Genomic DNA, 23476 nt, shown 5'->3' with positions numbered 1-23476 from the left:
CCGCCATCGGCCTACGACCAGCGACCCTCGTACAGGTCTATACCGCGACCCACCTCGGGAACGGTGCCGGCGGGCGGCTGATGCCTCGGCTCGTCATCACCACGGAAAGAAAAGGGGCAACACCCCTTTCCCGCGACGATCTTGCGCCTGCTGCGCGAACACGACGAAGCGAGCGCCCTCCTCTGTGGCGGGCAGATCGCACATCATCTATCCCCGGTCAGCCGACTACTTCGAGGTCCGGGCCTCCGGCGCCGCGGTCACCCTCGTCGTCCACGAACACAAACGGCTGGGGCGCGGCGTGGAACTCGCTGCACTCGCCGAGCAGTTGAAGGCATCCGGCCGCTGGTCGGCGCGGTCTTCCATCCCCGGTAGTCACACACCAGCCGCAGGTGATCCGTACGGGTCTGCGGACGCTCCCCGTAACGGGCCAGCACATCGGGATCGACGCAGCCGGCCGGCCAGCCGCGTCACCGCCACCGGTGGTGCCGCACGCACCTCGTCCGGCACGAACCCCAGCCATTGGCAGCGTGCACAACGATACGACAGTCTTCGACACCCCAAGTTTCCACAGGTCAGCCAAAACCATTGGATTTCCACGATTGCTATATCCGTAGGTCAGAAGCCCCAGCGGACCCGCAGGCCCCCGTCCAGCGTGATCCCGCCGTCCACTGGTGCGCCTCGCCGGGTCGTGTACTCGATTGTTCGATCGCAGCGCTGCTTCGATCGGAATAACATGGGCGCGGTTCGGATCCGTGTTCACGAGCCGAACCGAGCCCGTGAGGGACTTCGATGGACCCGTTCGAAGGTCTTGAACTCGAAGCCGTCGAACGGCTGGACGGGCTTGGCGACGCGCGAAGTACAGAGGCTTGGGGCACGGCCACCGAGAGGCCTCCCCGGTTGAGTTCGACGCGTAACACTGCGGCGAAATCTCAGGAGAATCGTTCTGACAGAACTGCCTCCGCTCACGATCAACCTGGCTCGGCGTCGCCGAAGCGGCCGGCGAGCAGATAGGCGCCGTGGTTGTCGAGTTGGTCGCGGCGGCGGTCGTAGCGGCGGGTGGTGCGCGGGTCGGCGTGGCCGGCGAAGTCCTGGGCCCGGCGCAGGTCACCGCCGGTGGCGTCGAGGATCTCGGTGATCGCGGTGTGCCGCAGCGAGTGCGGGCTCAACGCGGTGGCCGACGCGAGCCCGGCGCGCCGGGCGAGCCGGCGAATCAGGCGGTGCACGTACAGCTCGTAGATCGGTAGGCCGGACGGCGTCAGGAACAGCGATCCCTCGGCCGGGGTGCCGCGCTCGGCCAGCATCAGATCGATGGCGTGGGACAGCACCGGTGGCAGCGGGACCCGGCGCCGACGGCCGCCCTTGACGGTCAGGTTCAGCACCCGATGGCCGCGGTCGTAGCCGAGGTCCTCGATCCGGGCGCCGATCGCCGAACCGACCCGCAGGCCGGCGACCAACAGCAGCAGGATCAAGGCGTGGCTGGTCAGGCCGTCGGCGCGCGCTTCGCCGAGCAGCCGGTCGGCTTCCGGGCGGTCCAGTCCGACAGTGCTGCTGTCGTCGGGGTCGATGCGCGGCCGGGCGGCGGCCTGCGCCGGGTTGTACCTGATCAGCGGTTCCGGGTCGGCGGCGGTGTTGACGACGAGGTAGTCGTACCAGGACGCGACCGCGGACAGCCGGCGGGCGATCGTGGACTCGGCGGCGGGTTTGCCGCGGGCACCGGTCGCACGCTGCTCGACGATCCACGCGTCCAAGTCGGCGGCCCGGGCGGTCAGCGGGTTACGGCCGGTGGCCGCGCACCAGTCACCCCACTGCCACAGGTCCCGCCGGTACGCGGTGCGGGTGTGCACGGACCGCTGCCGGCTCAGCCACATCGTGGTCAGTTCCGCGAGCCGGTTCGGCGCGGGGATGGCGATCGCAGGCACCGAGGTTAGGTCGGCCGCGACGAGTTCACTGCCGACCGTGGTTTGTGGTTGGTCCGTCACACCGAAATCCTACCTGACGGATAACGGTCATTATTTTACGCCCTCGGCGGGGCCTCTCAGGCGGGCATTATCTGATTAGCATTATCAGTAATACGGTAATGCGGGCATGGAAGGCCGTGGTGACTGGCCCGCAGAACCGGGGTTGAGGAAGATCGGTACAGCGAGGTAGCGATGATCTTGTTCGATAGGGGACCCTCAACGAATGCCTGCTCCCGCGGCGTCACCCCCATGACCGTCTACCGCAACATCCGCACCGATCCCGCGACCCGGCTCACCACCACGGCGGCGGCCATCGCGCCGGGAGGCGAGGCGCAGTGAGCCGGCCGGTCTGGCTGCTCGACGTCGACGGCGTCCTCAACGCCACCCGACCCGGCTGGAGCGCCGCACCCCCGCACGGCTCTGGATCAGGGCCACCGCCTGATCTGGACCGACGACGACGCCGAACCCGCCACCGGACCGGTGCACGACGAACTCGTCGCGACCGGCCGAGCACTGCTGATCGCGCCTCTACCCAACCGGGGCCTGCCACTCGAGCACCTCGACGCGATCGAGGCATTCGTCTCGGACACGACCGCGCCGGACATCGGAGGCGCCGACCCGGATGCTTCAGAGACCGCCCGACGACTGCTCGGCGACAGTGCATGAGCCCAGTCCCGTCGTCCGGCCGGCGTCGACGTGCTCTCGTGCTGCAGGGGAGCTCGGTCGCTGGTGCAGACAAGCTCGAACTCCGACAATGAGCAAGATGTTCTTCACCATTCTGGCCACTCTCGCCGAGTTCGAAGTCGATCTTCTACGCATGCGCACCCGTGAAGGCATGACGGTGGCGCGGGCCAAGGGCAAGAACGCGGCCACGCCGTCGACTTCCGGTGGGCAGTGACGTGCTGCCCTACGTCTATCAGGTCACCAAGTACGACCCCGCCGACCGCGACCAGCACGGCCACTACGCCGGCTCTGAGGACACGACCAGTGATCACGGGCCGGTCGAGACCGCCTACCTGCAGGCCGTCGCCGCCTTCGCCGAAGACAGCGGCGTCGACCAGCTGGCGATCCGTGAGCCGCAGCTCGGAGGCTTCGCCCACTTCGGCCTGGAACCGCCAGTCGACGGCTACGGCCTGGCCGGCCTCTTCCCTGCCGGTCCCGCCGGGTTCCACGACGGGGCACTGGTGCCGATCGGTGTCGGCTTGGAACTCGTCCGAGCGATGCTCCGTGACAACGGCGCCTGGTGCCGCCTGGAAGCGGAGGGAGAGTTCGCGGTGCACGTCGGCTGGGACCAGTACCTCTACGTCAGCAGCGGCCGGCCATGCGAAGCCGCGCTGACCTGCACCCGAGCACTCGGCCTGTTCACGCAACGCCTGGACGCATCGCCGTACGACTTCGTCCCCGACGATCCCGCATACGTGCAGCGCCCTGCCGACGCCGACTTCTGGGCCCGGCTCGGCGGGACCGTCAGCGCCCGCCGCGCCACGTTCCTGCAGGAGACCTTCGCCCTCAACGCCTCCCGATGGCACCGCCTGAGCCGCGACAACATCGAGACCGTGCGCTCCCAGCTGACCCCACGCGCACAGTTGGCCGTCTGGCCGGACCTGCTCACCGACGTCGACACGGCCGTGGCCGCGCTGCCCGACGAAGGGCTGGTGGAGATCATCTGGGAGAAGGAGGACGGGCAGATCACCAGCACAGTCGTGGACGAGACTCAGTTCGAGGACGTGCTCTCCCAGCTTGCCGGCGCGAGTGCCGCCGGCGTCATATCCATGTACGCCGGTGAAGATCTCCCACTGTTCACCGCAGTACTGCCCGACAGCGACGGGGTACTGCGTGCGCGCTGGCAGACCGAGCCGACACCCGACGACCGGAACTGGGCGTTCCTGAAGACCCTGCGGCGGGGCCAAATCGTCACCGGCACGGTAACGTCCATCGCCAGTTTCGGCGTCACCTTCGTGGACATCGGCGGCTTCACCGCGATGATCAACATTCCGGAGTTGTCCTGGCGTCCGATCAACCACCCGTCCGACGTCGTCAGCGTCGGCCAGCAGGTGACAGCTGAGGTCCTCGACGTCGACATGGTCCGCGAGCGAGTGCCGCTGTCGCTTCGAGCAGTGCAGGACGATCCGTGGCCGCAGGTAGCGCAAAGGACCGGCCAGGTGGTCACAGGACCGGTCACCACGATCGTGCCGTTCGGTGTCTTCGTCCGCATCGAAGACCGAGAGGACGGCTTTGAGGGGCTCGTCCACACCGACGAACTGGATCAATCACCACAGGACGTCATCGAGGTCGGCGACGCTCTCACCGTGAAGATCATGGATGTCGATCTCGTACGGCGCCGCATTTCCCTGTCACAGAGGCAGGCCGGCCGGTGAGGACATTACCCGCGCCCCCAGGCAGGGGAATGAACGCGTGGATAGCCCGGTGGGTCTGGGACGCTGACGCGGGTGACCTATCCCTTGTATGACATCTCGTACGACGTCGAAGCGGTTCCTCTGCCGCACCTGATGAAGCTGTTCGCTTCGGCGTGGTGGACGGCTGAACGCACGCAGGCCGAAGCCCACGGAATACTTGCCGGCTCCGATGTCGTGGTGACGGTCCTCGACCGCCGGACCGGGCAACTCGCCGGGTTCGCCCGAGTCCTGACCGACAGAACGTATCTCGCTGTCGTGCTCGACGTGATCGTGGCGCCTGAGCTTCGCGGTGAAGGTATCGGCGCGATGGTGATGGAAGCCGTGCTGGCGCATCAGTGGGTGGCGGGCGTCCGAAGTGTCGAGCTGGTGTGCCAGCCGGACGTGGTCGCCTTCTACGAGCGGTGGGGTTTCACCCAGCAAGTCGGGCAATCGCGCCTCCTGAGGAGAACTGCGGACTCAGCACTCACCGGTCAGTAGCAAACCGGCGTGAATGCGATGATCGGAAACCCATGAGCGGCTGGTCGAACCTGTACGGAGGCGTTCGCCATCAGTCAGGGTCGCCGGACGGGCCGAGGTCCTGGCACAGTGGCGGCATGGCTGTTGACGCTGCCGGGGTTTCGCGGCGAAATGTGGGAGCCAGGTCCCTGCGACGTGGCGAATGACGGCGCCCGGCTCGGCGGGTGCGCCGATCGTGCGCCGGGGCGGGGCAGCCGATGTGGCGGCGCTCGCCGGGCTGCGCGGCATCGAGGCGAAGGACCTTCCCGCGTACGCCGATTGGGTCGCCGCCCACACGGCAACCCACCTCCCGTTCGTCGCCGAACTGGACGGTGTGGTCGTCGGCGCCGCCTGGCTGCACGTGGCGGAACGGGTGCCCGGCAACGGCCGGCTGGACCGCTGGTACGGCGACGTCCAGTCCGTCGAGGTCAGCCAGGAGCACCGCGACCGCGGCATCGGCAGTGCCCTGATCGCCACGGTCCTGGCCGAGGCCACCGAGCGTGGCCTGCTGCACGTGACCGTGCACTCCAGCCGCCGCGCGGTCGAGTTCTACCTGCGGGCCGGGTTCGTTCACCACCGGCAGGCGCTGTTGTGGGAACCCCCGGATGGTCGGTGAGCTGTTCCAGGCTTTCAGGGGATGCCGGGGCGGCACCGCGCGGCGCTACGGTCAGCACGTCGCCAGTAGACCCCGGAGGGTGGTTGCGTCGTGACCGAGATTCCGTTGGCCCGGGCGATCGCCGAGCTGCGTGCCGAGCTGCAGCAGGCGATCCTCGACGGCGCCGGTGAGCCGTTGCGGTTCGAGCTGGACACCGTCGACCTGGAGCTGCAGGTGACCATGACGGCGCGCGGCGCGGCCGAGGCCAAGGTCGGCCTGTGGAGTGTGCTGACGGCCGGCACGTCCGCCGACTACAGCCGCGGGTCGGTGCACAAGCTCACCCTCAAGCTGTCGCCGCGACACAACGGTGACAAGCCGCTGATCGGTGACCGCTCCGTGCCGGGGTTGCCACCGCCGGCCACACCGGACGACTGACCCTCGGGGGAGACCGGTGATGGAGCGTCAGGATCAGCGCACCGGCCGGCACCGCGTGGTCGAGGTTTTCGGGGCGGCCTACGGTTCGGGGTACGCGATCGGCGACCAGCTCGTGCTGACCGCCCGCCACCTGCTGTCCCCGGCCGGCGACCGGCCGCAGCGGGTCCAGGTCCGGGTTGCCGGCGAGCCGGACTTCCGCGGGGCGACGGTCGTCTGGGCCAGGCGCGGCGCCGGGGACGCCGCGCTGCTCGCCGTCGACGACGCACCCTGGGCCGGCACCCCCGACTCCGGCGCCGTCCGCTGGGGCCGCATCCTGGAATTCGACGCTGCGGTGCCGGTGCGGGCGCGGGGTTTTCCCGCCGTGCAGGCCGCCCGCCGCGGTGAGCAGGAGGTCCGGGAACTGGCGACCGTGCGGGGCGCGGTCGAGACGATGAGTCCTGACACGAAGCGGTACGAGATCACCGTCGAGTCGGGGGTGCCGCTGCTGCCCGGTGACGGCGGTTCGCCGTGGAGCGGCCTGTCCGGTGCGGCCGTCATGGATGCCCGCAAGCGCATCGTCGGTGTCGTCGTCGCCCACCGGATGCGCTACGGCGGGGCGGTGCTGCAGGCCACGCCGGTGGAGCGACTGTTCACCGATCCGGAGTTCCTGCGCCACGCCGGCACGGACGAGAGCCGGCTGGAGGACGTCACGGCGCAACGGTCCGTGCCACTCGACGCCCGCGGCGACGGCAGCATCCTGAAGACCGTTGCCGCGCCGCCGTCCCTGATCGGCCTGGAGGACTACGAGCTGCTGCAGGCCGGGAACGAGGCGGTCGGCTTCCTCGGCCGTGACGACCAGCGCCGTGACCTTCTCGCCTGGTGCGCCGCCGATGAACACGTCAGCCTCGGCCTGGTCGCCGGGGCCGGCGGTGCGGGCAAGACCCGGCTCGGCATCCAACTGTGCCGCGACCTCACCGAGCGGGGCTGGTCAGCCGGCTTCGCCGACGAGAACATTCTGGACGAGGTTCTCCGCAGCCACGTCGTCGACGTGGTCTGGCCGACCCTGCTGGTGCTGGACTATCCGGACCGGCTGAGCCGCCGGGTCATCACCTGGATCACCGGGCTGGGCGCGCGCCGGTACGGCCCGAAGCTGCGATTCCTGCTGCTCGACCGGGTGCCCGGCGACGAGGCCGCCCGCGCCGACCTCACCTGGTGGGCCGGCGTGAAGCGGATCCCGTTCATCTCCCGGCCCAGCATCACCGTGCGGCTGCGCTCCGGCGGGCTCAGTCACGAGGAACGGCTGCGGCACCGGGACGCGGCCCGGCGGGCGTTCAGTGGGGGCACGGCCGACCTGTCGCGGCTGGACCTGCGCGACGACGCGTACGGCAACCCGCTGAAGGTGCACGTCGCGGTGCTGCTGGCGGTGCACGGCGACCGCTACCCGACCGCCGGGGACCTGATGGCCTCCTTCCTGGACCGGGAGATGGAGCACTGGCAGGAACGCCTGGCCGCGCACCGGATCCACGACATCGGCTTCACCCAGGCACGCCAGGTCCTCGCCCTGGCCACGCTGACCAGACCCGAGATCGACGTCGTACCGGAGCTGCTGCCGGCGATCAGGCAGCTGAGCGACGCCGACGGGGTGCGCCGGGGCAACCTCGGGAACTGGCTGGCCGAGCTGTTCGGGACCGGGTCGCGGATCGCAGCCCTGGAACCGGACCTGCTCGCCGAGGAACTGCTCGCCAGCACCCCCGAGCTGCCGGACCTGGTGGTCGCGATCCACGGGCTTGCGGCGTGCACCACCGAGCACACCGCCACCATGCTCGACGCGCTGAACCTGGCGGCCGGCAACCGGGACGAGGTCCGTACCGCCCTCGGCAATCTTCTTGTCTCCTGCCTCGGCCCCCTCGTGACCCGGGCCGCGGCCGAGCCCGCCGGCCGTCTGCCCGGCCTGATCGGGGCCGCCCTGGACCGGGTCGGCGCCGACGCCGGCGCCGCGCTGGCCGCCGGGGCTGCCGTCATCCGCCGGGTACCGCGCCGCGAGGAGAGTTACCGGCTGATGACGACCCGGCTCGCGCGGCTCGCGATCGCCTGGTGCGACGCCCAGCCGCCGCACGCGCCGACCGGGCCGGTGCGGGCCGACGCGCTGACCGACCTGGCCGCCGCGTCCGGCGCCGCCGCTGACGCCGCCGAAGCCCTGGCGGTCGCCCGGACGCTCGGCCCTGAGCAGACCCGCCGCCTGGCGCGCGCCTGGTACAACGTCGGCACCGGGCCGGCCGGCGGCGACCGGCGGGCCGCGCGCGACGCCCTGACCAGGGCGGCGGACCTGGCCCGCCAGGACGGCGGCACGGACACCGCCGCGCTGATCGAACGCTGCGACATCCTGATCAACCTCGGCCACTGCCTGGCCGGCCTCGGCGACCAGGCAGCCGCCCTCGACGTGTGCGTCGAGGCGATCACGCTGCGGGCCGGCCAGGACTTCGCCGGTCACCTGCTGCGGCCCCTCGCCGGGCCGCTGACCCGGCTGGCGTCGAACCTGCGGGACGACCCCGGCCCCGGCGGCGCGCTCGGCACGGACCCGGCCCCGCGGCCGCTCGCCGGCAGCGAACCGGAGCACACCCGGTGGACGGCCGGGCACAGCACCGCGTTGATCACCCTGGCGGCACGCCTGAGCAGCGGCCTCGCCGACCGGTACGACAGCGCCGGCGCCGCGGACCTGATCGCGGTGTCCGACGCGCTGCGCGCTCTCGAACCGCACCTGTCCGGCCAGGTCCTGCTCGCCACGCTCGCCGAGAGTGCCGGGCTGCGCCGCCGGTCGGTCACCGACGACCCGTCGCGGGCCGCGTTCGCCACTTTCCTCAGCACGATCGCCGGGGAACTCGCCGATGACGACGACGAAGCGGCGGCCGGGGCAGCGCTGACCTATGCGACGGAGGCGATCACCGAGTTCCAGCGGCTCGGCCCCGAGAGCTTTGCGCGGTACGAGGCGGATTTCGCGGAAGCCGTGCTGGTCCGGGTCGCCGCGCTGGCCAGCAGAGGGGAAGACCCGCTGCGCCTGACACCGGCCCAGCGGCAGTGGGCCCTGGCCGAGGTCGACGAGGCCGCGGCTCTGCTGCGTGTCCTGCCCACGACGCCCGAGAGCGCCGCGGCGCTTGCCGAGGTCAGCACGATCCAGGGACTGCTACAGCTCGGCAGCGGTGAGGTCGGGGCCGCGGCGCGGATTCTCACCGAAGCTCGCGACCTGATCGGGGCGCGGGTCAGCGACGACAACCTCGACGAGTTCGGGATGCTGCACGTCCTGGTGGAACTGTTGGAGGGCCGGCAACCCTACGACTGGCTGACGTCGATGAGCGCCACCGACCTGGCGTCTCTGGACCCGGACGCGCTCCCGGTGCCGCAACAGGCCATGCTGGCGGTTGCCGACGACATCGACGAGGGGCTCGGCTGGATGTCCGGCATGCTCGCTGCCTCCGGCCGGGCCGAGGTCGCTCTGCGGTTCGCGCATCAGCTGGTCGCGCTGGCGAGGTTCGGGCTGCGGGTGGACGACGACACCGATCCCGAGGTGGTGCTGGCGCTCGTCAGCGGGCTGGCGCACCTGTCCACGTTGCAGCTGGGCACCCCCGAGCAGGCTCTGCTCAGCGCCCGGGAGGCTGTGGACGTGCTCGCCTCCAGTGCTGCTTCGGTCTCCGGTGCTGTCGACGAGCCGATGGCCCGCGCCCTGGCCGAGCTGGCCCTGGCCCGAGCATCGCTCGCCGTCGACCAGCGCGCCGACGTGGTCGACCTCGCGGAAAGTGCGACAACCGGTCTGGCCGCGGCGCTGACCTTCGACGGCGAGGACGGTGCCGGCGGCTTGTTCGCTCGCTGGCCGAGTCTGACGGCGATGCGGGCCGACGCGCAGACCGTGCTGGCGAATGCGTACCTCGCCGTCGACCGTCCGGCCGACGCCGTCGCCCAGGCCGTGCTGGCACGGGCGGGCCTGGAGGGGTTGCCGCCGTCGAACCCGGTGGTCGCCACGATGCTGACCGCCGTGCTCGTCGAGGCTCAGGGCGAGTTCACCCGAGGCCGGTACGACGTGGCCCTGACCGCTTTCGATCACGTCATCGAGGGTTTCGAGGCCTCGGAGCTGACCGTCGCCGAGCTGCCGGGGCTGGCCGACGCCATGTTCATGTCCGCGGTCTGCCTGCAGGAACTGGGCCGGCCCGCGGAGGCGCTGCCCCGGTCCCGGCAGGCCGCCGACCTGTGGCAGGACGCCCCGGCTGCCCACCCCCGGGTCGCGGGCAACCTGATCGTGCAAGCGATGGCGCTGTCCGTGCTCGGGGAGGCTGACGAGGCGTACCGGATGAGCCGGAAGGCTCTCACGGCCGCCCGCGCGACGCAGGTCGCCGCGAGCCTGGTCACCGCTCTGCGGGTGCACGCGCACTGCGTGAGCGTGCTGGGCCGGGCCGAGGAGGCGGTGGCCCTGTTCGACGAGGCCCTGGCCGCCAGTGACGGGGTGCCCGGGGTGCCGCCGGTCGAGCGTGGACTGATCCACCTCGGGCGCGGCAACTGCCGGGCCGCGCTCGGCCAGGTCGACGCCGCGCGGGACGCGTTCCTGACCGCCGCCACGATCCTGCGCGAGCTTCCCGATCAGATCATGCCGCTGGCCGGGGTGCTGATCTCCGCGGCCCGCTGCCACCGGGAGCTGGGCGACAACCGGGCTGGGCTGCCCCTGGCGGCCGAGGCCGCCGGCCGGTGCCGCGCGCTGATCGTGGACGAGGGCAGTGCGGCCGCGCTCGCCGAGGTGTTCGTCGCCGCCCTGTGGGAGGTGGTCGTCGGCCAGGACACCGAAGGCGACGGCGCTGCCGCCGACACCGCGGCCGTCGAAGGGATCGAGTTCTTCCGGGCCTGGGGGTTCGCCGGCCGTGCGGAGATCACCGAGTCGACCCTGCACTACGCCGACCTGCTCACCTATCACGCGGCGGTACTCGGCGACGGCGGCCGGGACCTCGACGCGCTGCCGTTCGGCGCCGAGGCAATCCGGATCCTGGAAGCGCTGGTGGCCCTGGACCGGGACGCCTTCCTGCCGGCCTACCTCAACGCGCTCGCCGGTCAGCTGGTGCTGCTGCACAATCTGGGGCGGACCGCCGAGGCCGGCGCCGTCGAGCGGGAGTACGCCCGCTGGGCGCCGGCCTGACCGGCGGTCAGGGGGCCGTGGCGGTCGCGAACACGCGGCGCAGCGCGTCGAACGCCGCCAGGGAGCTGCGGCCCTCCTCCTGCAGGGACCGGACTGCCGCGTCGGTGCCGTCCGCGGCGAGAGCCTGCTCCCACATGGTGCGTTCGGCGGCCCGCCAGTCCGGCATGTCGTGGACCTGGACGTCGGCGAAACCGGCCAATGGCAGGTCCCGCCGCAGGTCCACCTCGCGGATCCGGGCCGGCGCCCGGTCGTCGACCGCCTCCCAGCAGGTCAGGGCCAGCCGGCCGCCGGGGGCCAGGAGCCGGCGGAACTCGGTCAGCGCGGCGAGGGGCGGCTCGGCGAACTGGACCGCGTCCACACACATCAACGCGTCCGCCTCACCGGCAGGCAGTCCGGTGGCGGTCAGCGTGCCGAGCCGGAACTCGGTGCGGCCCCCGGGCAGCAGGCGCGCGCTCATCGCGGTGGCCGCCCGCACGGCGACCGCGGAGAAGTCGACGCCGATCAGGTGCGCGCCGGTGCGGCGGGCGATCTCGATGCCGTACCCGCCGCGCCCGCACGCGAGGTCGAGCAGCAGCCCGTGGGGAGGCAGCCGCAGCGCCTCGATCATCGCGGCGATCCCCTGCCAGGGCAGGGTGCCGGCGAACTCGAGCTCCGGGGGCAGGCCGAGCGTCCGGGCGATGATCGCGTCGCGGGCCGGAGAAACTGCCATGTCGGCGTACCACGTGTCGAAGTATGCTGCCGTCGGCCTGTTCGCTGTCATGGCCGTCATTGTCCCGGTGGGCCCGAGGAGAGAAATGCCCGGTCGTTCGAGCACGCGCTGACCCGAGCTCCTGTCATCGCGTGCTGCCCCGCAACCACGGCGCAGCCCCATCCGAGGGATCACTGTGCCGACATTGTGGAACGACCCTGATTTCCGTCGCCTCTGGGCGGGCCAGACCGCCTCGCAGTGGGGTGAGCAGACCGGCCTGATCGTGCTGCCGCTGCTGGCCGTGCTGACGCTGGGCATCGGCGCTGACGACCTGGGTGTGCTGCGCGCGGCCGGTCAGCTGCCGCTGCTGCTGTTCGCGCTGGCCGCCGGGGCGTGGGTGGACCGGCACCGGACCCGTACCGTGATGATCCTGACCGACCTGGGCCGGGCGGTGACCCTCGGGGCGACCGCGGTCGTCGCCCTGCTGGGCGGGCTCGGCCTGCCGATGCTGCTGGCGGTGGCGTTCACGGTCGGGACGCTGTCGGTCTACTTCGACGTGGCGTACCAGGCGTCGATGGTCCGGCTGGTGCGCCGCGACGACCTGCTACGGGCGACCGGCGCGGTCGAGGGCAGCCGGTCCGCGGCGCAGATCGGCGGTCCGGCGCTGGGCGGCGCGCTGGTGTCGCTGCTGGCCGCGCCCCTGGCGATCGTGGCGGCGGCGCTGATGTTCGCCGGGTCGTCCGGGTTCCTGGCCCGGATCCGGCGCCGGGAGCAGGTCGTCGCCGGCGGCCCGCGGCGCATCCGCGACGGGGTGCGTTTCGTGGCGGGGGACCGGTCGCTGCGGGCGGTGTGCCTGGCCTCGGCCGCGTTCCAGTTCTTCTTCGCCGCCACGATGACCGTCTACCTGCTGTTCCTGCCGCGCGAGCTGCACCTGTCCGCCGCGGCGATCGGGCTGGCGCTCGCCGCGACCGGGCCGGGCGCGCTGCTCGGGTCGCTGCTGGCCGGGCGGTTGCCGGGCCGGTTCGGTCACGGCCGGGTCCTGCTCGTCGCGGCGGTTCTCGGCGACGGGGTGATGCTGGCGACGGCGCTGGTGCCCCGCGGTGCGGTGCTGCCCCTCGTCGTGATCAACTTCGTTTTCGGGGTCGGCGGGCAGCTGGTCAACGTGCTGGTCATGGCGGTCCGGCAGACCGTCACGCCGGCGGCGTTGCAGGGCCGGGTCGCCGCCACGATCACGTTCGCCGGGATGGGCCTGACCCCGCTCGGTTCGCTGCTCGGCGGTTTCCTGGCCGGGCACGCACCGTTGCGGACGGCGCTGCTGTGCACGGCCGCCGGCCTGCTGCTGTCACCGGTGGTGATGGCGTTGTCGCCGCTGGCCCGTCTGGGCAAGAGCCTTTAGCCGGCGTACGGCGGGTCAGCCGCGAGCACCCGCGTCAACTGGTCCAGTCCGAGCGAGCCGGCCCGCAGCGCCCGCCGGTGAAACGCGCGCCGGCGGCCAGGTCCGCGCGCGCCTGGTGGCCCTGCGGGCTGTAGTCGGTGAGCTCGTCGGTGTCCTGCTCGCCGATGTCGACGACGGCCGCGCACGGGTCGAGGCGAGCAACGTCGCGCAGCAGCCGATCGGCGAAGTCCTCGATCACGGGGCGATCTTGTCAGCTCATCCCGGCGATCATGTGTGTCGCGGGTCACAGCGCTGTCGCCAACCTTTTCTGGGCTCGGGCGTCCTACCGGGCGACAGTGCACCGACAGACAACATGCTGGAGTTCGAGATGCGTAGATCCACCCGGGCTTTCGCGGTCGCCGCCGGCGCCGTGGCCGTCGTCGCGATCGGCGGTCTGTCCGCCGCGGCGGCCTTCGCCGACGACACGACTCCCGCGCCGGCCAGTTCCCCGGTCCCGACGGCGGGGACGGTCTCCCCGGTGCCGCCGGGGCCCGCTTCCCCCGTCCCGACCGCCGGGACGGTCTCTCCGGTCCCGGCCCGGCCGGCCCCGACGGCCGGAACGGTTTCTCCGGCGCCGGCTGTCGCGACGACGCCGTCCGCCTCCCGGGGGAAGCCTACGGGCGAGCCTGCTCCGACCGCCTCGCCGCGCCGGCCGACCGCCGCGCCGGCGCCCCGCGTCTCGCCCGCATCCTGAGGTTGCGCGCGCCGGCCGGCGCGCGCGTCCTTCACCCCGAACCCCTACCGCGAGGCCCTTTGTGATCTTTGTGTTGCCGATGCCCTGGTCGCTGCTGCGCTGGAGGCGGGGCGGTGTCCCCGGCCCGGCCGTGGCGGGGTCGGCGCCCTCGAACGGGCCGGTCGCCGCACCGGGCGTGACAGGGCCGGCGCGCTCGCACCCGCCGGTCGCCGCACCGGCCGGGCCACCGGTGATCGACGAGCTGTACCGCGACCGCCGCCTGCCGCTGGTCCGGCTGGCCGTGCTCATGGTCGACGATCTGCCCACCGCGGAGGACATCGTCCAGGACGTCTTCACCCGGCTCTACCGCGGTCACGGCACCGGGTTGGACGCGGTCGCCGACCCGGCCGCCTACCTGGTGTCGGCCGTCATGAACGCGGCCAGGTCGGCGCTGCGCCGCCGCCGGATCGCCCGGGCCTACCTGCCGCCGCGCCCCGAGCCGGCCCCGGCCGCCGAGGACGAGGCGCTGCTCGGGACCGGCGACCGGGAGGTGATCCGGGCGCTGGGCCGGCTTACCACCCGGCAGCGGCAGGTCATCGTCCTGCGCTACTGGTCGGGGCTGTCCGAGCGGGAGATCGCCGGCACGCTGCGGATCACCACCGGAACCGTCAAGTCGACCGCGCATCGCGCCCTGACCCTGCTGCGTGCCGAGCTGGGGGAGAAATGACCGAAACTGATCTCGAGCAGCGCCTGCGCGGGGCACTCCACGCCCGGGCGGCCGCCGTTACCAGCCGCGACTTGCGCCACGAGCAGGCCCCGTCGCGGCTCGTCCGCCCGGCCGCGCCAGCCCGGTGGTGGCTGCCGATGACTGCCGGGCTCGCCGCCGCGGCCGTCTCGATCACGGCGTTCGCCCTGCTCCGGCCGGCGGATTCGACTCCGGTCCCGCCGGCCGCACCGCCTTCGCCGACCCGCACGGCGGACCCGTCCCCGCCGGTTGCGCCGAGCAGCTCGCCGGTCGGCGCCCAGCCGGGCTCGATGCCGCCGGCTGTCACCCCGTCGCGGTCCTCGGCGCCCGCAGTCACAGCCCCCGTGTCGCCGCGCTCGGTGTCACCGCGCTCGGTGTCGACAGCCGGGCCGATCCCGACCGCGTCGGCGCCGCGGCCGGCCGTCGAACCCGGCGCGGGCTAAGAGACCCGGCATGCGCGCGCTTGCGGGCTGGTGCTCATGGTCGTTATGAGGGACGAATAACGACCATGAGCACCAGCCGGGGCCGTGACCGCGGCAGGACCGGAAGCAGCGCGAAGCCCGCGTGACCACTGCACGCCACGGTCGTGATGACCGCCCGGACCGCCAGCACGGCGACGTCGCGGTCAGGGCCGCGCGAAGCGAGGCGGTCTCTCGGTGACCGGGGTGGCTTGGGTTTGCGCTTGGCGTCGATCGCGGCCGGGTTGGCCCGCTCGGTGTGGTCGTCGGAGATGAGCCACTTGTAGAAGGCGCTGACCGCGGCCAGACGGCGGCCGCGGGTGGCCGCCGGCTTCCGCCGCCGCGAAGCGATGCGCCGGTCAGGCGCGGTTGCGGGGGTGGGCTGGTCAGGGGTGGGGGCGGAACGGGGCGAGGGTGGTGCGGATCGTGTCGACGGCGCCCCAGTCGTCGTCGAACTGGGCCACGACCGCCAGGTGCTGTCGCAGTTGGATGATCGGCATGCGGGCCCGCCAGTCGCGGTCGAGGCCGGTCAGCTCGGCGTAGACGTCGAAGAAGCGGCGTGACTCCGGCGGCGGCGCCGTGGTCCAGAGGTGGGCCAGGTCCACCTCGGCCCACGTGTACGACACGGCCGGGTCGATCAGCGCCGCCTGCCCGTCGGTGGTGGCCAGGACGTTCTGGGTCCACAGGTCGCCGTGGGTGAGGCAGGCCGGCCGGTCCGGCAGCAGCTCGGGGAGCCGGTCGCACAGCCGTTGCAGGGCGGCCCGGCCGGTGGGGCCGAGCGCTGCCTCGACGCGTGGTTCGGTGAGCCAGCGCAGCAGGCGTTGCTCGGCGAAGAAAGCGAAGCCGTCGGCGGTCCACGTGTTGGACTGCCGGCGGCGGCCCAGCCAGTTGTCGCGGTGCCAGCCGAAGCGGGGGTGGACGGTGCTGGTGTGCAGGTGGGCCAGGGCGTGGGCGAACCGTTCCCAGAACGCTGCGCCGGCCGGCCGGGGCTGCAGCAGGGACAGGACGAGCACGTCCTGACCGGCCACGATCACGTCGGGGGTGGCCTGCCCGCCGAGCTCTCGCAGGGCCGTGAGTCCTTCGGCTTCGGCTCGGAAGGCGTCCCCCGCGGGCGTCTCGGCGAAGGCTTTGACGAAGACCGGCGGGGCGTTGTCGCGGTGGGCGATCCCGGCGATCGCGGCGAGTCCACCGCTGACCGGCTCGACGGTGACGACGTCGCGGATGCCGGCCTGTGACAATCGCTGCGCCAGGAGGTCGGTCGGCACGGGTCTCCTCCGGTGGGGGTGGGCGGGTGACCATCCCAGCACATCGGGCGGGGTTTTGGGGGTGAGCGTGCCCACCATGGAGGCCGCCCTGGAGGGCCTCGCGTTCTGGCCGCGCCAGCGGCCTGCGAGGCCCGCAAGGGTCCCCGCGGGAGCAGCGGACCGGGACCACGGACCAGGTCGGAAATGATGAATCTGATTCTGCGAGCGCAGCGACGCTGACCGTGACTGTTCTTGCCGTGCATCGACACCGGTGGTAGCTGTTGGCGATGGGCTGGTTCGGTGTGCGGGCGGTTTTCGCGTTCGATCTCGGGGAGCGCGGCGTGCTGACCTATGAGGAGCGGCTGACGCTGTGGCGTGCCGAGTCGGCGCCGGCGGCGCTGGAGCTGGCCGGACAGGATGCCGCGGACTATGCGCGCTGCCTCGACGGGTGCGTGTTCACCGGGCTGCTGCAGGCGTGTGACCTGCCGGAGGAGCCGGGGCACGGCGGGGAGGTGTTCTCGCTGATGCGCGACAGCGCGTTGCTGCCGGACAAGTATGTGGCGGCGTTCTTCGACACCGGCTGGGAGCGGCGCAGCATCAGCGACGGTGAGTGACCTCGGCTCGGTCGTCGAGCCACGCCCGGACCACCGAGGCGATCGCGGTCAGCGCGAGGGTGCCGGCGATGACCGACAGTGAGAAGCCGATGCCGATGTGCGGGGCCCAGCCGATCGGGCGGCCGCCGTTGAGGAACGGCAGGTTGTTCTCGGCCAGGGCCTGCAGGATCAGTTTGACGCCGATGAAGCCGAGCACGACGCCGAGGCCGATCGACAGGTAGACGAGCCGGTCGAGCAGACCGCCGAGCAGGAAGTACAGCTGGCGCAGGCCCATCATCGCGAAGACCGTCGCCGTGAAGATCAGGTACGGGTGGTCGGTGAGGCCGAAGATGGCCGGCAGCGAGTCCAGCGCGAAGATCACGTCGGTGGTGCCGATCGCGATGAAGACCACGATCAGCGGCGTGAACCGGCGGCGGCCGCGGGCGTCGCGGGTGAGCAGGCGGCCGGCGTCGTACTGCCCGGTCATCGGCAGGACCCGGCGCGCCCAGCGGACCAGCAGGTTCTCGGAGTACTCCGGCTCCTGCTCGTAGCCGAACACCTTCACGGCGGTGTAGACCAGGAACCCGCCGAAGATGTAGAACACCCAGGTGAACCGGCTGATCGCGGCCGTGCCGAGAGCGATGAACGCGCCGCGCAGCAGCAGCGACAGGATGATCCCGACGAGCAGCACCTTCTGCTGGTGGCGGCGCTCGATCCGGAACCGCGACATGATGATCACGAAGACGAAGAGGTTGTCGACCGACAGGCTGTACTCGGTGAGCCAGCCGGCCACGTACTGTCCCGCCGCGGCGCCGTCGAAATGCCACCACAGGAACAGCGCGAAGAGCATCGCCAGGACGACGTAGCCGGTCACCCACAGTGTGCACTCCCGCAGGGACGGCTCGTGCGGGCGGCGGCTGACCAGCACGAGGTCGAGCAGCACGAGCGCGCCGAGACCGACGAGGGTGACGGTCCACAGCCAGCCGGTTACCTCCACGGGCGACAACCTCCCAGCAGTGCCACGGCGACGGGGGACCACGAGCAGCGTCCCAGAGTTGCGCCGGGCGATAAAGGGCCTTCGGACATTGACGCAGATGTACCCGGCATCCGGCCTGTCTCGCGGCCCGGTCGGATTTCCGACGCTGCCCGCCGAGCTGAGAGCGCGGTCGTCGCTGCTCTACAGTGCACCGCGTGCGGTACGCCAATCTGCGGCGCGTCCAGTCCCTCGACCCGGACGCCGACTACGAGGACATCTACCGGCAGATGGTGCGGGTCGAGTTCCCGTTCGACCTGAAGCTCGGGCTGAACCTGGGTTTCACCCGCTCGTTCTCGACGCCGGCGGTGGCCGCTGTCCTGGCCGGGACCGGTGAGCTGACCGAACGGACCCAGAAGCGCCGCGACGACACCGGCCTGCTGATGTACGAGCTGATCCTCAACGGCCTCGATCATCCGCGCAGCCGGGCGGCGATCAGCCGGATCAACCAGATCCACCGGCCGTACCGGAAGGTGCCCGCGCAGGAGTATCTGTACGTCCTCGCCTGCTGCGTCGTCGTCCCGTTGCGGTGGCTGGACCGGTACGCCTGGCGCCGCCCCTGCTGTCACGAGCGCCGTGCGACGTTCCGGTTCTACGCCGAGCTGGGGCGGCGGATGAACGTGGCCGGCATCCCCGGCACCCTGGAGGAGCTGGAGTCCTGGTTCGACGGGTACGACGCCGCCCACCTGGTGCCGAACGAGCCGGCCGCCGCGATCGAACGGGCCGGCCGCGCGCTGCTGGTCAAGCGGGGCCGGCTCCGCAACGCCGTGCTCAGCGCCCTCTACGACGACCGGTTGCGGGCCGCGACCGGGGTGCCGGCGCCGCCGTGGCCGGTGCGGGCCGGGTTGCACCTGGTGCTGCGGGCCAGGGCTGTCGGGCTACGCCGGTTCGGGCGCCCGCGGGCGGTTCCGCGCTTCGCCGGTGGCCTGACCGCGAAAAGCTACCCGGACGGCTACGAGATCAGCGAGCTGGGGCCGAAGCCCTGACCTCAGCGGACCAGCTCGGTGACCCACTCGATCGCGACGGGCGCCTGGGCGGGGTCACCGTGCAGGCCGCCGATCAGCAGCCAGATCCGGTCGGCGTCACGCGCCGGCTTGCCGAGCTCGGCGACGAGCCGGTCGACCTGCGCGCGGGTGTCCCGCAGGTAGGACCGGGCGACCCGGGCCGGTTCGTCGTCCTCGCCGGGGAACTCGGTGAGATGGTTGCGGAAGGCGCACCCCCGGTATTCCGGGCTGCGGACCAGGTCGGCGACCTCGGTGACCAGGGCGATCAGCTGCCCGGCCGGGTCGTCGGCGGTGGTCAGCGCGGCCTCGATCGCCGTGTCGCGGCGGGCGCGGACCAGGGTCAGGTAGGCCGCGGCGAGGTGCGCCTTGCTGGGGAAGTGCCGGTAGAGCAGATTCTTCCCGCAGCCGGCGGCCTCGATCACCTGCGCCATCCCGACAGCGCGGACGCCGTGCCGGTAGAACAGGTCGCTGGCGGCGCTGAGGATGTTGTCGCGGGTACCGGGGATCGGGGTGCGAGCCATGGTGACCAGTTTAACGGACCGAGCGGTCCGCGACACGGGTAGTATCGGACCGATCGGTCCGCCACCCTGTTCGGAGGTTCCGTCATGCGAGACGCCGTCATCGTCGACGCGGTACGCACGCCGCTGGCCAAGGGCAAACCATCCGGCGCCTACGCCGGCGTGCACCCCGTCGAGCTGCACGCCCACGTCCTGCGCGCCCTCACCGAGCGCGTCCCCGGCTTCGACCCGGCACAGCTCGACGACATCATCGGCGGCGCCGTCGGCCAGGTCGGCGAGCAGTCCGGGAACACCACCCGCCTCGCCGCGCTCGCCGCCGGCTTCCCCGAGTCGGTGCCCGGCGTGACCGTCGACCGGCAGTGCGGCAGCAGCCAGCAGGCACTCAGCTTCGCCGCCCAGGGCGTGCTCGCGGGAGCATACGACCTGGTCATCGCGTCCGGTGTGGAATCCATGTCACGCGTGCCGATCGGCAGCCAGACCCTCGGCCGCGACGTCGCCGGCCCGTCGATCGCGCGACGCTACGACGGCGGCCTCATCCCGCAAGGCGTGGCGGCCGAGCTGATCGCCCGCAAATGGGCCCTGTCCCGCACCCAACTCGACGAGTTCGCGCTGCTCAGCCACCAGAACGCGACGGCCGCCTGGCGAGAGGGCAGATTCACGAGCCAGATCACGACCATTCCCGGGTACGAGCACACGGGCGCGACCGGGCCCGCCGGAAGAGTCCCGTCCGGCACGCCGCCCCACCGCGACCCGCAGGCCCTCCTCGACACCGACGAGACCGTGCGAGCCACCACCGGCCTCGACGCCCTGGCCGCGCTGCGACCCGCCTTCGCCGACCCCCGCTGGGAGCGGCGTTTCGGTGCGATCGACTGGAAGGTGACCGCCGGCAACTCCAGCCCGGTCAACGACGGCGCCGCCGCCCTGCTCGTCACCACCAGCGAGAACGCGGCCCGCAACGGCTGGCGCCCGCGCGCCCGCATCCACACCGCCGTCGCGGTCGGCGACGACCCGATCCACATGCTGACCGGCATCATCCCGGCCACCGCCAAGGTGCTGCGGCGTGCCGGGCTGACACTGTCCGACATCGGCGCGTTCGAGGTCAACGAGGCGTTCTCGTCGGTCGTGCTGGCCTGGCTGGCCGAGACCGGCGCCGACCCGGCCAAGGTCAACGTCGACGGCGGGGCGATCGCCATCGGACACCCGCTCGGCGCGAGCGGCGCCCGCCTGGCCACCACCCTGCTCAACGTCCTCGAACGCACCGGCGGCCGCTACGGCCTGCAGACCATGTGCGAGGCCGGCGGCACCGCCAACGCCACCATCATCGAACGCCTCTGACCCCTCCACCGACCCGGCCGTGAGAAGACTGGTGAGATCGCCTGTTCAGTTGTCGCCAGTTCCCGCCTCAACGAGCTTCGTCGCCGGGGCGGAGGAAGACCTGCCCGGACTGCTGCTGGCCCGACGCGCTGGGGGCAAGTCGGTCGGCCGAGCGCGTCGGGTTGAATATGGCTGTGACCGCTCATGATGTTGCTCGAAGCCTGCCGGACATCGCGACTCTGCGGGAGCGCTGTCGCGCGTTGGCGGTGCTGGAGGCGATCCTGAGTCCGGAGGAGGAGTCTCGGTACTACTCGTTCACGTCGGCCTGGTCCGAGGACGAGGAACTGGCGTCGATGGACAACGGCTCGGGGGACGCCTGGTCGATCGTGTTCTCGCCCGCGGGCGCTTTCCTTCGGGGGTTCGATCATGAGTCTTCGATGAGCCCAGCCGTGAACGACGAGGAGTTGTGGCCGGGACTGGTCGACACGGTGCCGGACGTGTTCTCTGCCGCGGTGAACGAACCTGCGTTCAGTTACGAAGGCACGCTGGAAGCGACGGTCTGTCTGTGGCGGCGAACCGACGACGACCGGTGGCATGCCGGCGACATCGACTTTCCCGACCGTCCCGATCCTGATGGCGCCGAGCGGCTGTTTTCTGTGCTGCTCGATCCGACAGGCCTGGCCTACCACGGCTTCGCCGAGGACTACTACGGCAAGACAGTAGATCTTGACGCCGTCCGTGAGGTCTTCGCGTTGACCCCGCTGACCCCGAGCTTGGTGCGGTGCCTGAACGCTGACCGATCGACAGCCGCACTCCTCGCCGACCTGTCTCATATCGGCTATCCCTCGCCGCTGGCGTAGCGCTCCACCTTCGCGCGAGTGGCCACCTCTCCGGTGTGGCGCACCTACTGGTCTCGGTTGCCAATGACGTAGTTGGACCAGGTGGCGCCTGCTTCGGCCGCGAGGCGGACGGAGGTGACCGCGAGGGTCCGACCGCGTTGCGCGCGACACCGGCGGCACGGGCCAGGTCGCGTTCCTGCTTCGCGGAACGCGCCGCGCACGCCCGCGCCGTCACGTCGGCCGGCCGGTCGCGGACCCGCGGGAGAAGGTGGAGCACGCCCGGCTGCTCAGAACCCAGCGCGGCAGCCTTGCCACCGCCTGCCCCCGGACCCCGCGCTGACGCGGCCCGGTCGACGCACTCGACGACGACCAGCGCACGGCCTGGCCCGGAGGACACGGGAAACAGCCCCCGCCGGACGGCGGGGGCTGTTCAGGAACAGGGCTGGTCAGACGTGCGTCCACGCATTCCACACCCCGGTGGTGCCGTTCCGGTGGCGGTAGTAGCGGTCGCCGTCCGAACCCGTCACTTCGATGAGGATGTGGTTCGTGTCGTTGTGGTGGACTTGCACCGGGCTCCAGACGTTGCCGTCCAGGCTGTACCAGGAATCGTTCCAGGTGCCGCCGCCGAGCTGCCAGCGGGAATAGACGGCGTGGTTGGGGCCCACCACGAAGACCTGCTTGCGGCCGTCGGCCAGGGTGGCCGTGGCCACGCCGTAGTCACAGATGTAGGTGCCGCCGAGCGTGGCGTGGTGGCAGGTGTCCACGGCTGCGGCAGCCGCCGGCGCCGCGGTGGCCGGACCGGTGGTCAGCACCACGGCCGCCAGCGCCATCGCGGATGCCGCGACCGTTGTCGCTACCAGATTGACGAAACGCTTCACGCGTCTCCCTTCATCGATGATCTTCACGAGTGCGAACAATGTGGAGGCCCGTCAGTCGCTGTCGCGCTGACCTTCACCTGTTCGCCGCGAAACCATCGCGGGGAACCCCCGACGGTTCGGCTGTGGAATCCCTGAGGCGCAGGTCAACCACCCCGGCAGGACCGAGGTGCGTCCCGAGCGGACCGACGCGAACGGTCAGAGCCAGTCAGCGTTGCTCAGCAGCCGGGCCCGTAACTCGCGGGCGGGCTTGCCGCGATAGGACTCCAGCACGTCGTAGAGCACCTCACGTACGTCCGGGTCGGGGTGGCCGGCGAGGAACCCGAGCTCTTCGGCGCCGCCCCGGCTGCGCGCGCCGAGCCCCCACAGTGCGTCGAGGACGTCCTCCACCGTCGCCGCGCCGCGCAGCTGCGCCATCAGCTCCGGCTTGGTCTTGCGGGCCCGGAAGTCCTCGTCCGGCAGCCGGCGACGCAGCCGGGCCACCTTGGGGGTGCCGGGTTGAATGCAGGCCGGACAGGTACACGGCCGGACCCCGTGCGCGTCCGGCTTGTGCCGCCAGCCGATGCCCTGCGCCACGCTCCGGATGCGACGCACTTCGCCGGCCGAGATCGCACGGGGCACGAAGATCTCGAAGCCACGCGGATCGGCTGCCTCGCGCACCAGGGCAACGGCCCGCGCGGCCGGGCAGCGCTCCGGCTCCCGGTTGTACCGGCCGACCAGGACCGGCTCGTCGTCGGAAACGCGGACGTCCACGGCGGCGAGCACACCCGGGTGCCAGCGCCGCAGCTCGCGTACCCACTGGTGGGTGAGCGTGTAGGAGGTGAGCACCGGCATGCAGTAGACGCCCCGTTCACCGGCCCCGCCGGAACTGCGTGCGGCAACGCCGGAGCGAACGATCCGCCGCGCCCGGTCTGCGGGAGTGAGATGCACCAGGTTCACCATCGCGGCGCAGCTTGACATCCTCTCCGCCCTGAAGGACGGAGATTCCCTCCACGCTGCGCGTGT

23 protein-coding genes are annotated in these 23476 nt (G+C 71.7%); 15 read left to right on the top strand and 8 right to left on the bottom strand.

Features of this window, described 5'->3' with window-relative positions; translation table 11 throughout:
* Positions 1 to 968: 968 nt before the first annotated feature.
* Positions 969 to 1979, bottom strand: a complete 1011-nt coding sequence (locus Acy02nite_RS24170; protein WP_203744283.1) for a tyrosine-type recombinase/integrase — start codon at positions 1977 to 1979, stop codon at positions 969 to 971.
* 459 nt (positions 1980 to 2438) lie between these two features.
* Here Acy02nite_RS24170 and Acy02nite_RS46655 point away from each other — a divergent pair, with 459 nt between their 5' ends.
* From Acy02nite_RS46655 to Acy02nite_RS24135, 7 genes are all read left to right on the top strand, one after another.
* On the top strand, positions 2439 to 2624 hold the full coding sequence (locus tag Acy02nite_RS46655; RefSeq protein WP_239175147.1) for a hypothetical protein: 186 nt from the start codon (positions 2439 to 2441) through the stop codon (positions 2622 to 2624).
* Positions 2581 to 2856 (top strand): recombinase family protein, encoded by a 276-nt coding sequence (locus Acy02nite_RS47510; RefSeq protein WP_307872291.1) that lies wholly within the window; start codon positions 2581 to 2583, stop codon positions 2854 to 2856. The genes Acy02nite_RS46655 and Acy02nite_RS47510 overlap by 44 nt, the downstream gene beginning before the upstream one ends.
* Entirely contained in the window at positions 2846 to 4336 is a 1491-nt protein-coding gene (locus Acy02nite_RS24155; RefSeq protein ID WP_239175145.1) for a S1 RNA-binding domain-containing protein, read from the top strand. Before Acy02nite_RS47510 ends, Acy02nite_RS24155 begins: the two co-directional genes overlap by 11 nt.
* 72 nt (positions 4337 to 4408) lie before the next feature.
* Positions 4409 to 4852, top strand: a complete 444-nt coding sequence (locus Acy02nite_RS24150; RefSeq protein ID WP_203744277.1) for a GNAT family N-acetyltransferase — start codon at positions 4409 to 4411, stop codon at positions 4850 to 4852.
* A gap of 181 nt (positions 4853 to 5033) precedes the next feature.
* Entirely contained in the window at positions 5034 to 5486 is a 453-nt protein-coding gene (locus tag Acy02nite_RS24145; RefSeq protein ID WP_203744274.1) for a GNAT family N-acetyltransferase, read from the top strand.
* 90 nt (positions 5487 to 5576) lie between these two features.
* Complete coding sequence (locus Acy02nite_RS24140; RefSeq protein WP_203744271.1) at positions 5577 to 5900, top strand: trypco2 family protein; 324 nt, start codon at positions 5577 to 5579, stop codon at positions 5898 to 5900.
* Positions 5901 to 5919: 19 nt separating this feature from the next.
* A complete protein-coding gene (locus Acy02nite_RS24135) occupies positions 5920 to 11052 on the top strand; it encodes a tetratricopeptide repeat-containing S1 family peptidase (RefSeq protein WP_203744267.1) in 5133 nt (1710 codons plus the stop codon).
* A gap of 7 nt (positions 11053 to 11059) precedes the next feature.
* On the opposite strand, the gene Acy02nite_RS24130 is transcribed toward Acy02nite_RS24135, so the two are convergent.
* On the bottom strand, positions 11060 to 11812 hold the full coding sequence (locus tag Acy02nite_RS24130; protein ID WP_203744264.1) for a class I SAM-dependent methyltransferase: 753 nt from the start codon (positions 11810 to 11812) through the stop codon (positions 11060 to 11062).
* A 124-nt stretch (positions 11813 to 11936) separates the two neighbouring features.
* Here Acy02nite_RS24130 and Acy02nite_RS24125 point away from each other — a divergent pair, with 124 nt between their 5' ends.
* Positions 11937 to 13136 (top strand): MFS transporter, encoded by a 1200-nt coding sequence (locus Acy02nite_RS24125; protein ID WP_239175144.1) that lies wholly within the window; start codon positions 11937 to 11939, stop codon positions 13134 to 13136.
* A gap of 34 nt (positions 13137 to 13170) precedes the next feature.
* On the opposite strand, the gene Acy02nite_RS24120 is transcribed toward Acy02nite_RS24125, so the two are convergent.
* Complete coding sequence (locus tag Acy02nite_RS24120) at positions 13171 to 13374, bottom strand: hypothetical protein (RefSeq protein ID WP_203744669.1); 204 nt, start codon at positions 13372 to 13374, stop codon at positions 13171 to 13173.
* A 129-nt stretch (positions 13375 to 13503) separates the two neighbouring features.
* Here Acy02nite_RS24120 and Acy02nite_RS24115 point away from each other — a divergent pair, with 129 nt between their 5' ends.
* The 3 genes from Acy02nite_RS24115 to Acy02nite_RS24105 all read left to right on the top strand — a co-directional run bounded on the left by Acy02nite_RS24115 (position 13504) and on the right by Acy02nite_RS24105 (position 15036).
* Entirely contained in the window at positions 13504 to 13869 is a 366-nt protein-coding gene (locus Acy02nite_RS24115) for a hypothetical protein (protein ID WP_203744261.1), read from the top strand.
* A 61-nt stretch (positions 13870 to 13930) separates the two neighbouring features.
* Complete coding sequence (locus Acy02nite_RS24110) at positions 13931 to 14575, top strand: RNA polymerase sigma factor (RefSeq protein WP_203744258.1); 645 nt, start codon at positions 13931 to 13933, stop codon at positions 14573 to 14575.
* Positions 14572 to 15036, top strand: a complete 465-nt coding sequence (locus tag Acy02nite_RS24105) for a hypothetical protein (RefSeq protein ID WP_203744255.1) — start codon at positions 14572 to 14574, stop codon at positions 15034 to 15036. Before Acy02nite_RS24110 ends, Acy02nite_RS24105 begins: the two co-directional genes overlap by 4 nt.
* Positions 15037 to 15437: 401 nt before the next feature.
* Here Acy02nite_RS24105 and Acy02nite_RS24100 read toward each other — a convergent pair whose 3' ends face one another.
* On the bottom strand, positions 15438 to 16316 hold the full coding sequence (locus tag Acy02nite_RS24100; protein WP_239175143.1) for a fructosamine kinase family protein: 879 nt from the start codon (positions 16314 to 16316) through the stop codon (positions 15438 to 15440).
* Positions 16317 to 16582: 266 nt separating this feature from the next.
* On the opposite strand from Acy02nite_RS24100, the gene Acy02nite_RS24095 reads away from it, so the two are divergent.
* Positions 16583 to 16909: a hypothetical protein gene (locus Acy02nite_RS24095; RefSeq protein ID WP_203744249.1), complete on the top strand. Its 327-nt coding sequence runs from the start codon at positions 16583 to 16585 to the stop codon at positions 16907 to 16909.
* On the opposite strand, the gene Acy02nite_RS24090 is transcribed toward Acy02nite_RS24095, so the two are convergent.
* A complete protein-coding gene (locus tag Acy02nite_RS24090; RefSeq protein WP_203744246.1) occupies positions 16893 to 17885 on the bottom strand; it encodes a TerC/Alx family metal homeostasis membrane protein in 993 nt (330 codons plus the stop codon). The two genes, Acy02nite_RS24095 and Acy02nite_RS24090, sit on opposite strands and share 17 nt — an antisense overlap.
* Before the next feature lie 185 nt (positions 17886 to 18070).
* Between Acy02nite_RS24090 and Acy02nite_RS24085 the strand changes: the two genes are divergently transcribed.
* Positions 18071 to 18907: an oxygenase MpaB family protein gene (locus Acy02nite_RS24085; RefSeq protein ID WP_425548245.1), complete on the top strand. Its 837-nt coding sequence runs from the start codon at positions 18071 to 18073 to the stop codon at positions 18905 to 18907.
* 2 nt (positions 18908 to 18909) lie between these two features.
* Here the strand turns inward: Acy02nite_RS24085 and Acy02nite_RS24080 are convergent, their stop codons facing one another.
* Positions 18910 to 19446: a TetR/AcrR family transcriptional regulator gene (locus tag Acy02nite_RS24080; protein WP_203744231.1), complete on the bottom strand. Its 537-nt coding sequence runs from the start codon at positions 19444 to 19446 to the stop codon at positions 18910 to 18912.
* A gap of 84 nt (positions 19447 to 19530) precedes the next feature.
* On the opposite strand from Acy02nite_RS24080, the gene Acy02nite_RS24075 reads away from it, so the two are divergent.
* Both Acy02nite_RS24075 and Acy02nite_RS24070 read left to right on the top strand, forming a co-directional pair.
* Positions 19531 to 20778, top strand: a complete 1248-nt coding sequence (locus Acy02nite_RS24075; protein WP_203744228.1) for a thiolase family protein — start codon at positions 19531 to 19533, stop codon at positions 20776 to 20778.
* 167 nt (positions 20779 to 20945) lie between these two features.
* On the top strand, positions 20946 to 21617 hold the full coding sequence (locus Acy02nite_RS24070; RefSeq protein ID WP_203744225.1) for a hypothetical protein: 672 nt from the start codon (positions 20946 to 20948) through the stop codon (positions 21615 to 21617).
* 425 nt (positions 21618 to 22042) lie between these two features.
* On the opposite strand, the gene Acy02nite_RS24065 is transcribed toward Acy02nite_RS24070, so the two are convergent.
* Together Acy02nite_RS24065 and Acy02nite_RS24060 are read right to left on the bottom strand one after the other, a co-directional pair.
* A complete protein-coding gene (locus Acy02nite_RS24065; RefSeq protein ID WP_203744222.1) occupies positions 22043 to 22474 on the bottom strand; it encodes a DUF8189 domain-containing protein in 432 nt (143 codons plus the stop codon).
* A 195-nt stretch (positions 22475 to 22669) separates the two neighbouring features.
* Entirely contained in the window at positions 22670 to 23413 is a 744-nt protein-coding gene (locus Acy02nite_RS24060; RefSeq protein WP_203744220.1) for a HEAT repeat domain-containing protein, read from the bottom strand.
* Between the last annotated feature and the right edge of the window lie 63 nt (positions 23414 to 23476).

The sequence above is a fragment of the Actinoplanes cyaneus genome (assembly GCF_016862095.1).
Classification (GTDB): domain Bacteria; phylum Actinomycetota; class Actinomycetes; order Mycobacteriales; family Micromonosporaceae; genus Actinoplanes; species Actinoplanes cyaneus.
This window is presented reverse-complemented; position numbering and strand designations above follow the sequence as displayed.